8 protein-coding genes are annotated in these 8,110 nt (G+C 66.8%); 4 read left to right on the plus strand and 4 right to left on the minus strand.

Going from position 1 to position 8,110, the window contains the following annotated elements:
• Nucleotide 1: 1 nt before the first annotated feature.
• From ptsP to tadA, 4 genes are all read left to right on the plus strand, one after another.
• Nucleotides 2–2,539, plus strand: coding sequence for a phosphoenolpyruvate--protein phosphotransferase (gene ptsP / locus ACTJKT_RS11590; RefSeq protein ID WP_440787172.1), 2,538 nt, complete (start codon nucleotides 2–4; stop codon nucleotides 2,537–2,539).
• A gap of 2 nt (nucleotides 2,540–2,541) precedes the next feature.
• A complete protein-coding gene (locus tag ACTJKT_RS11595; RefSeq protein ID WP_440787173.1) occupies nucleotides 2,542–2,838 on the plus strand; it encodes a PTS transporter subunit EIIB in 297 nt (98 codons plus the stop codon).
• Between the two features lie 196 nt (nucleotides 2,839–3,034).
• On the plus strand, nucleotides 3,035–4,411 hold the full coding sequence (locus ACTJKT_RS11600) for a multicopper oxidase family protein (RefSeq protein WP_053280727.1): 1,377 nt from the start codon (nucleotides 3,035–3,037) through the stop codon (nucleotides 4,409–4,411).
• Nucleotides 4,411–4,905, plus strand: coding sequence for a tRNA adenosine(34) deaminase TadA (gene tadA, locus ACTJKT_RS11605; RefSeq protein ID WP_440787174.1), 495 nt, complete (start codon nucleotides 4,411–4,413; stop codon nucleotides 4,903–4,905). Before ACTJKT_RS11600 ends, tadA begins: the two co-directional genes overlap by 1 nt.
• 121 nt (nucleotides 4,906–5,026) lie before the next feature.
• Here tadA and cmoB read toward each other — a convergent pair whose 3' ends face one another.
• The 4 genes from cmoB to ACTJKT_RS11625 all read right to left on the minus strand — a co-directional run bounded on the left by cmoB (nucleotide 5,027) and on the right by ACTJKT_RS11625 (nucleotide 8,025).
• On the minus strand, nucleotides 5,027–5,983 hold the full coding sequence (gene cmoB, locus ACTJKT_RS11610; RefSeq protein ID WP_277594027.1) for a tRNA 5-methoxyuridine(34)/uridine 5-oxyacetic acid(34) synthase CmoB: 957 nt from the start codon (nucleotides 5,981–5,983) through the stop codon (nucleotides 5,027–5,029).
• Entirely contained in the window at nucleotides 5,980–6,723 is a 744-nt protein-coding gene (gene cmoA / locus ACTJKT_RS11615) for a carboxy-S-adenosyl-L-methionine synthase CmoA (protein ID WP_440787175.1), read from the minus strand. Before cmoA ends, cmoB begins: the two co-directional genes overlap by 4 nt.
• Nucleotides 6,724–6,995: 272 nt before the next feature.
• Nucleotides 6,996–7,631 carry a lysoplasmalogenase gene (locus ACTJKT_RS11620; RefSeq protein WP_440787176.1) on the minus strand — a complete coding sequence of 212 codons (636 nt, stop codon included), beginning with the start codon at nucleotides 7,629–7,631 and terminating at the stop codon, nucleotides 6,996–6,998.
• Between the two features lies 1 nt (nucleotide 7,632).
• Complete coding sequence (locus tag ACTJKT_RS11625; protein ID WP_063432866.1) at nucleotides 7,633–8,025, minus strand: protease inhibitor I42 family protein; 393 nt, start codon at nucleotides 8,023–8,025, stop codon at nucleotides 7,633–7,635.
• Nucleotides 8,026–8,110: the final 85 nt, after the last annotated feature.

The following is an 8,110-nucleotide window of genomic DNA, read 5'->3' on the forward strand; positions in this document are numbered from 1 at the left end:
CATGGCTACAACCCAACAATTGCAACTGCTCGCGCCGCTGTCCGGAGTATTGATGCCCCTGGAGCAAGTGCCGGACCCGGTGTTCTCCAGCCGGGTCATCGGCGATGGCCTGTGCATCGACCCGACCTCGCAGACCCTGCGCGCGCCGCTGGCCGGAGTGGTCAGCAACGTGCAGGACAGTGGCCATGCGGTGAGCATCACCGACGACAACGGCGTGCAGGTGCTGATGCACATCGGCCTGGATACGGTGAACCTGGCGGGCAAGGGGTTTAGCCGCCTGGTGCAGGAGGGCCAGCGGGTCGAGGCCGGGCAACCGCTGATCGAGTTCGATGCTGACTACATCGCCCTGCACGCCCGCAGCCTGTTGACGCTGATGCTGGTGGTCAGTGGCGAGCCCTTCACCTGGCTGACCGCGGACAGTGCGCTGGTGGACAGCGGCCAGCCGTTGCTGCAGTTGAGCCCGGGCGAGCCTGCGCCAAGCGCGGAGCCTGAGGAAGAGGGCGAGGCGCTGTTCTCCAAACCGGTGCTGCTGCCCAACCCCAATGGCCTGCATGCGCGTCCGGCGGCGGTGTTCGCCCAGGCGGCCAAGGGCTTCAAGGCGAGCATCTGTCTGCACAAGCAGCAGGCCAGCGCCAACGCCAAGTCCCTGGTGGCGGTCATGGCGTTGCAAACCGCGCAGGGCGATGCCCTGCAAGTCAGTGCGGCGGGCGAGGATGCCGAGGTGGCGATCAAGGCCCTGGCCGAATTGCTGGCGGCGGGTTGTGGCGAGGCGGTGACGGCGGTGAGCTCCGCCGAGCCTGTGGCGCCGGTTGCTGCGCCATCGGGCAAATTGCTGCGGGGCGTGTGCGCCTCGACGGGGTCGGCCTTCGGGCAGGTGGTGCAGGTGGCTGAGCAGAAGCTCGAGATCGTCGAGTTCGCCAGCGATCAGGCGGCGCAGCGCGGGCAGCTGGAACGGGCGCTGGCGCAGGCCACCGAGGCCCTGCAAGTCTTGCGGGACAAGGCCGCCAGCACAGCCCAGGGCGAGATCTTCAAGGCTCACCAGGAGCTGCTGGAAGACCCGAGCCTGCTGGAGCAGGCCCATGTCCTGATCGCCGACGGCAAAAGCGCGGCCTTCGCCTGGAACAGCGCCACCGAGGCCACCGCCGAGCTGTTCAAGGGCCTGGGCAGTCCGTTGCTGGCCGAACGCGCCCTGGACCTGATGGATGTCGGGCAGCGGGTGCTCAAGTTGCTGCTGGGCGTGCAGGACAGCGCCTGGGTATTGCCGGAGCAGGCGATCCTGATTGCCGAGCAGCTCACCCCGTCCCAGACCGCCGGCCTCGATACCCATAAGGTGCTGGGGTTTGCCACGGTCGGCGGCGGGGCCACCAGCCATGTGGCGATCCTGGCCCGGGCCCTGGGGTTGCCGGCGGTCTGCGGCCTGCCGGTGCAGGTACTGGCGCTGGCCAGCGGCACGCCGGTGCTGCTGGATGCCGACCAGGGCGAATTGCACCTGGAGCCGCAGCCGACGCTGATCGAGCAGTTGCAGGCCCGGCGTCAGCAGCAACAGCAGCGCCAGCGCCAGGAGCTGGAGCAGGCCGCCCAGGCCGCAGTGACCCGCGACGGCCATCACTTCGAGGTGACGGCCAACGTCGCTTCGCTGGCCGAGGCCGAGCAGGCCATGGGCCTGGGCGGGGAGGGCGTCGGCCTGTTGCGTTCGGAGTTTCTTTACCAGGATCGCGGCGTCGCCCCGAGCCATGAGGAACAGGCCGCGACCTACAGCGCCATCGCCCGGGCCCTGGGGCCGGAGCGCAACCTGGTGGTGCGGACCCTGGATGTCGGTGGCGACAAACCCCTGGCCTATGTGCCGATGGAACCTGAAGCCAACCCCTTCCTCGGCATGCGCGGGATCCGCCTGTGCCTGGAGCGCCCGCAGCTGTTGCGCGAACAGTTCCGGGCGATCCTCGCCAGTGCCGGGCTGGCCCGCCTGCATATCATGCTGCCGATGGTCACCCAACTGGCGGAGTTGCGGCAGGCGCGGCAGATGCTGGAGGACGAAGCGCTGGCCCTGGGGCTCAAGGAGTTGCCGAAGCTGGGGATCATGATCGAAGTGCCATCGGCGGCGCTGCTGGCCGACCTGTTCGCGCCGGAGGTGGACTTCTTCTCGATTGGCACCAACGACCTGACCCAGTACACCCTGGCCATGGACCGCGATCACCCGCGCCTGGCCAGCCAGGCCGACAGTTTCCACCCGGCGGTGCTGCGTCTGATCGCCGCCACGGTCAAGGCCGCCCATGCCCATGGCAAGTGGGTCGGCGTCTGCGGGGCGCTGGCTTCGGAAACCCTGGCGGTGCCACTGCTGCTGGGGCTGGGGGTGGACGAACTGTCGGTCAGCGTGCCGCTGATTCCGGCGATCAAGGCCAGCGTGCGCGAGGTCGAGTTGAGCCCATGCCAGGCCCTCGCCGGGCGCATTCTCGGCCTGGAAAGCGCCGAGCAGGTGCGCGACGCCTTGCACCAGTATCAGCAATCGATGCTGGCCCCTTCACTGGTTCTGGAGAACTGAACATGTTCGAGAAATTGCAGCGGGCGTTCTGGAAGGCCCTGACCCCGGACCTGGTGCCTGACCAGCCGAAAGCCACAGCCCAGGTCAAAGATGACGCAGCCCTGGATGAGGCCGTCATTGCGGCGCTGGGCGGCGCCAACAACCTCAAGACTCGGCAGCGTGTGGCCCTGACCCGGGTGCGGGTGGAATTGCATGATCCGACCTTGCTCGATGCCACGGCCTTGCGTAATGCCGGCGTGCTCGGGGCGATGGCGCTGGCTGGGGGCGTGGTGCATCTGATCGTTGGGTTATCTGCGTAGCCGCTGTCGAGCCNNNNGCCTGGGTTGCGGACGCTTCGCATCCGTACGCAGCCTCGCAGGCTCGGCAGCGGCTACAGGGGGAGGTTATGCCTGCGGCCGGTCGCCGCGCCGCCCTTACTGTTTCTCAACTGCGGGTGTATCGTATTCGCCTTTTGCGGGCCCCGGCCCGCCGCGGATACGTGAGGTAGTTGAGTCCATGTCCTTTACCCGTCGACAGATACTCGGTGGTCTGGCCGGTCTTGCAGTGGTTGGCGTGGGCGCCGGTGGCGCGTCGCGTTACTGGCTGGGCAAGATGGCCGACGCCGAGGCGGGCCACGATTATCAACTGATCGCCGCGCCGCTGGACGTGGAGCTGGTGCCGGGGCACAAGACCGAAGCCTGGGCCTTCGGCCCTTCCGCGCCGGGCACCGAGCTGCGGGTGCGCCAGGGTGAATGGCTGCGGGTGCGCTTCATCAACCACCTGCCGGTGGCCACCACCATCCACTGGCACGGTATCCGCCTGCCGCTGGAAATGGACGGCGTGCCTTACGTCTCGCAATTGCCGGTCATGCCGGGCGAGTACTTCGACTACAAGTTCCGCGTGCCGGATGCCGGCAGCTACTGGTACCACCCCCACGTCAACAGCAGCGAAGAGTTGGGCCGCGGCCTGGTCGGCCCGCTGATCATCGAAGAGCGCGAGCCCACCGGCTTCAAGTACGAACGCACCCTGAGCCTGAAAAGCTGGCATGTGGATGAAGAGGGTGCCTTCGTGCCCTTCAGTATTCCCCGCGAGGCGGCGCGTGGCGGTACCGCGGGGCGCCTGTCGACCATCAACGGCGTGTCCCAGGCGGTGGTGGAGATCCCGGCCGGGCAGATCACCCGCGTGCGCCTGCTCAACCTCGACAACACCCTGACCTACCGCATCAACATCCCCGACGTCGAGGCGCAGATCTACGCTCTGGACGGCAACCCCATCGAGCCGCGCCCGCTGGGCAAGGAATACTGGCTGGGGCCGGGCATGCGCATCTGCCTGGCGATCAAGGCGCCGCCGGCCGGCGAAGAGCTGGCGCTGCGCAACGGCCCGGTGCGCCTGGGTACCTTCCGTTCGGTGGCCAACAGCGACGCGCCGACCGAGTGGCCGCCGGCGTTGCCGGCCAACCCGATCGCCGAGCCGGACCTGGATAACGCCGAGAAGCTCAACTTCAACTTCGAGTGGGTTGGCTCGGTCTCGGTGAACGTGGACAATGGCAAGCCACCGAGCCTCTGGCAGATCAACGGCAAGGCCTGGGACATCACCGACAAGACCTGCGCCGACCGCCCGATCGCCACGCTCAAGAAGGGCCAGAGCTACATTTTCGAATTGAAGAACATGACTCAGTACCAGCACCCGATCCACTTGCACGGCATGAGCTTCAAGGTCATCGCCTCGAACCGCAAGAAGATCACCCCCTACTTCACCGACACCTACCTGCTGGGCAAGAACGAGCGTGCCCGGGTGGCGCTGGTGGCGGATAACCCGGGGGTGTGGATGTTCCATTGCCATGTGATCGACCACATGGAAACTGGCCTGATGGCCGCCATCGAGGTGGCCTGATGCGGCAGATTCGCCCCGCCCGGATCATCGATCGCAGCCGCGACCAGGACTTCATGCGTGAAGCCCTGGCCCTGGCCGCCCAGGGCGCGGCCCTGGGCGAGGTGCCGGTGGGCGCGGTGCTGGTGCAGGACGGGGAAATCATCGGCCGGGGTTTCAACTGTCCGATCAGCGGCAGCGACCCCAGCGCCCACGCGGAAATGGTCGCGATCCGCGCCGCGGCCCAGGCGGTCGACAACTACCGCCTGCCCGGCAGCACCCTCTACGTGACCCTGGAACCGTGCAGCATGTGCGCCGGGCTGATCGTGCATTCGCGTATCGCCCGGGTGGTGTACGGCGCCCTGGAGCCCAAGGCGGGCATAGTGCAGAGCCAGGGGCAGTTCTTCAGCCAGGGGTTTCTCAACCATCGGGTACTGGTCGAGGGTGGGGTGCTGGCCGAAGAGTGCGGCGCGGTGTTGAGCGAGTTTTTCAAGGCGCGTAGAGCCAATCGCAACTGAACACCTTCCTCTGTAGGAGCGAAGCTTGCTCGCGATGACGCCAGCCCAGGCAATGCATACCTTGAATCTGGCGTGACATTCGAGATGGCTATCGCGGGCAAGCCTCGCTCCTACAGAGCGCTTATTTCCTGGCGACGATAACGGCGCGCATCGGCGCCGGCAGGCCTTCGATGGTCTTGCTGTGGTCGTTCGGGTCGAGGAAGTCGCTCAGCGACTGGTACTTCATCCACTCGGTGCCGCGCTGTTCCTCGACGCTGGTCACGCTTACATCCACGCAACGTACATCGCTGAAGCCGGCACGGCGCAGCCAGAGTTCCAGGGCCGGCACCGACGGCAGGAACCACACGTTACGCATCTGCGCATAGCGGTCTTCCGGCACCAGCACCTGATGCTGGTCGCCTTCCACCACCAGGGTTTCCAGCACCAGTTCGCCGCCCTTGACCAGGCAGTCCTTGAGCGCCAGCAAATGCTCGATCGGCGAGCGGCGGTGGTAGAACACGCCCATGGAAAACACCGTGTCGAAACCTTCCAGGTTGGCCGGCAGGTCTTCGAACGGGAACGGCAGGTGCCACACCGCGGGCTCCGACAGGTAACGCTGCACCGCCTGGAACTGGCAGAAGAACAGCCAGTTCGGGTCGACGCCGATCACGCTGTGGGCGCCGGCGCCGAGCATGCGCCACATGTAGTAGCCGTTGCCGCAGCCGACATCGAGGATGCGCTTGCCTTGCAGGTTCAGGTGCGGAGCGACCCGCGACCACTTCCAGTCCGAGCGCCATTCGGTGTCCACATGCACGCCGAACAGGTCGAACGGGCCCTTGCGCCAGGGCGACAGGCCCATCAGCGCGCTGCGCATCTGGGCGCGGGTGGCGTCGTCGCAGTCGGTGTCCAGGGTCAGGCCATTGAGCAGGTCGACGGTGCTTGGCTGGATCTTCGGCAGGGCGTCCAGCGCGCTCTGCCAGCGCTCCAGGTCGCCGTGGCCCTTTTCCATCTTGGTGTCGAGTTGCGCTTGCAGGGTGTTGGCCCAGTCGGCCAGCGGCGTACCGGCCAGACGGCGGGCGAGGGGGGACAGATCGATCATGGCAAGGCAATCAACGAGGCAAAGTTAAGACACTGGAACCAGGGCACGACTTTCGAGAACCCGGCGGCCAGCAGGCGTTCGCGGTGTTCTTCGAGGCTGTCGGGCTTCATGACGTTTTCGATGGCGCTGCGTTTCTGGGCGATTTCCAGTTCGCTGTAGCCGTTGGCGCGCTTGAAGGCGATGTGCAGGTCGGTGAGCAGCGCATGCTCCTCGGGGTCGTTGAAGCGCAGCTTCTCCGAGAGGATCAGCGCGCCGCCGGGCAGCAGCGACTGGCGAATGCGCCCGAGCAGGGCCAGGCGCTGTTCGGGGGCGATGAATTGCAGGGTGAAGTTCAGCGCCACCACCGAGGCCGGCTGGAACTCCAGGGCGAGGATGTCGCCTTCGATCACTTCTACCGGCAACAGCTCCTGGAACATCGAGTCCTGGCCGTTGAGGTATTCGCGGCAGCGCTCGACCATGGCCGCCGAGTTATCCACTGCGATCACCCGGCAGCCGTCGGTGCGCACATGGCGGCGCAGGGCCTGGGTCACGGCGCCGAGGGACGCGCCCAGGTCGTAGAGCACGCTGTTCGGCTGGGCGAACTGGGCGGCGAGCACGCCGAGGTTCTCGACAATGGTCGGGTAACCCGGCACCGAGCGCTTGATCATGTCCGGGAACACCCGCACCACGTCCTCGTTGAAGGCGAAGTCGGGCACCTGGGCCAGGGGCTGGGCGAAAAGGCGGTCGGGTTCTTTGCTCACGGCGGTTCCAGCGGTGGAGATAGAAAGAGGGGCGGCATTGTAGCCGCTGCCGCAGGCTGCGATAAGGCCCGAAGGGCGTTCGGGGCCGCAAGGGCGACACAAGGTGGATGCCCGCCCGTAGCCCTGTAGCCGCTGCCGAGCCCCGCGAGGCTGCGCACGAGGACGTAGTCCTCGCAAGGCCCGTAGATGGAGTTTATCTGAAGGACCGAGGCGGCCGCTTTGCGGCCGATCGCAGCCTCGCGGGCTCGGCAGCGGCTACAGGGCTACAGGGCTCAGCGTGATTTCTGGCTGAAGGCCGACGCCGCAATCCCCCATTGCCCCAGCCAGTAACTGAGGATGATCAGGTAGGGCGCGGCATCGAAGGCCACCACGAAGCGGCTGATGCCGATCACGCTGTCGGAGAACACGAAGGCCACGGCGCCGGCGGCGGCCAGTTGCGCCGAGCGCTTGGGCACGTCGCTGCCCAGGCGGGCCAGGGCGCGCCAGAGCATGGCGCTGATGGCCAGGCCGTAGACGATCACCGGCACCAGCAACGGGCCGAGGCCATGGCTGATGAGGATGCCCAGCAACGCCGCGCCGGCGACCAGGGCCAGCAGCAGGGGCAAGGGCGCCAGGCGCCGGCAATCGCTGGTATAGGCCTTGAGGTAGGCCAGGTGCGCGACCAGGAACGCCCCGAGGCCGAACACGAACAGGTCGGCGGGCCAGGCCAGCAGCACGTCGCCGAGCAGGGAGAACAACAGGCCGAGGCTGATCCAGCGGCGATAGTCGCTGGGGGGCGCATCGTGCAGCCAGCCGAGCAGGGCCAGCACCGGCAGCGGCTTGACCAGCAGGCACAGCAGGGTGGCGTGGATGCTCAGGCCGTAGAGGAAGGTCGCCGCGCCCATCAGCGCCAGGATCAGCCAGCCCATGTCACTTGACCGAAATGGCGCAGTCGAAGGCTTTCACCGGCGCGACTTCCGGGGCCCAGGGTTGCTGATAGGTCAGCAGCAGGCGCCCGGTGCCGGCGGCGAAGGCCTGGAAGCGCCAGGTGGACTGGCCGGCGCTGCCCACCAGGCCGCGGTCTTCGGGGTTGCTGTAGACCTCGGGGCTGACTTTGCGCAGCACGCCGCCGGCCGAGTCCTGGATCGCCCAGCGATACCCCGTGCTGGGGTTGCTCGGCAGGGTCAGGATCAGGTTTTGCCCGTTGCTCAGTTGCACTGGGCATTCGCTCTGGTTCTCGACCGTGACGTTTTGCTTGGGTTGGCTGGCGCAGGCGGCGAGCAGGGCAAGGCTGAGGGGCAGCAACAGACGAATCGGTGACATGGGTCAGAAAGCTCCGGTCATGACAAAGGGCGAGCATAACCGAAGATTGAGGAATCTGTGGTGGGGTAGCGATTCTGTAGGAGCG

The organism is Pseudomonas sp. 22526 (assembly GCF_052044735.1).
GTDB classification, from domain to species: Bacteria; Pseudomonadota; Gammaproteobacteria; order Pseudomonadales; family Pseudomonadaceae; genus Aquipseudomonas; species Aquipseudomonas piscium.

Bases quoted from the DNA above. Each gene is read 5' to 3' on its own strand.
- ptsP (WP_440787172.1), top strand. From the start codon at position 2: ATGGCTACAACCCAACAATTGCAACTGCTCGCGCCGCTGTCCGGAGTA.
- ACTJKT_RS11595 (WP_440787173.1), top strand. From the start codon at position 2,542: ATGTTCGAGAAATTGCAGCGGGCGTTCTGGAAGGCCCTGACCCCGGAC.
- ACTJKT_RS11600 (WP_053280727.1), top strand. From the start codon at position 3,035: ATGTCCTTTACCCGTCGACAGATACTCGGTGGTCTGGCCGGTCTTGCA.
- tadA (WP_440787174.1), top strand. From the start codon at position 4,411: ATGCGGCAGATTCGCCCCGCCCGGATCATCGATCGCAGCCGCGACCAG.
- cmoB (WP_277594027.1), bottom strand. From the start codon at position 5,983: ATGATCGATCTGTCCCCCCTCGCCCGCCGTCTGGCCGGTACGCCGCTG.
- ACTJKT_RS11620 (WP_440787176.1), bottom strand. From the start codon at position 7,631: ATGGGCTGGCTGATCCTGGCGCTGATGGGCGCGGCGACCTTCCTCTAC.
- ACTJKT_RS11625 (WP_063432866.1), bottom strand. From the start codon at position 8,025: ATGTCACCGATTCGTCTGTTGCTGCCCCTCAGCCTTGCCCTGCTCGCC.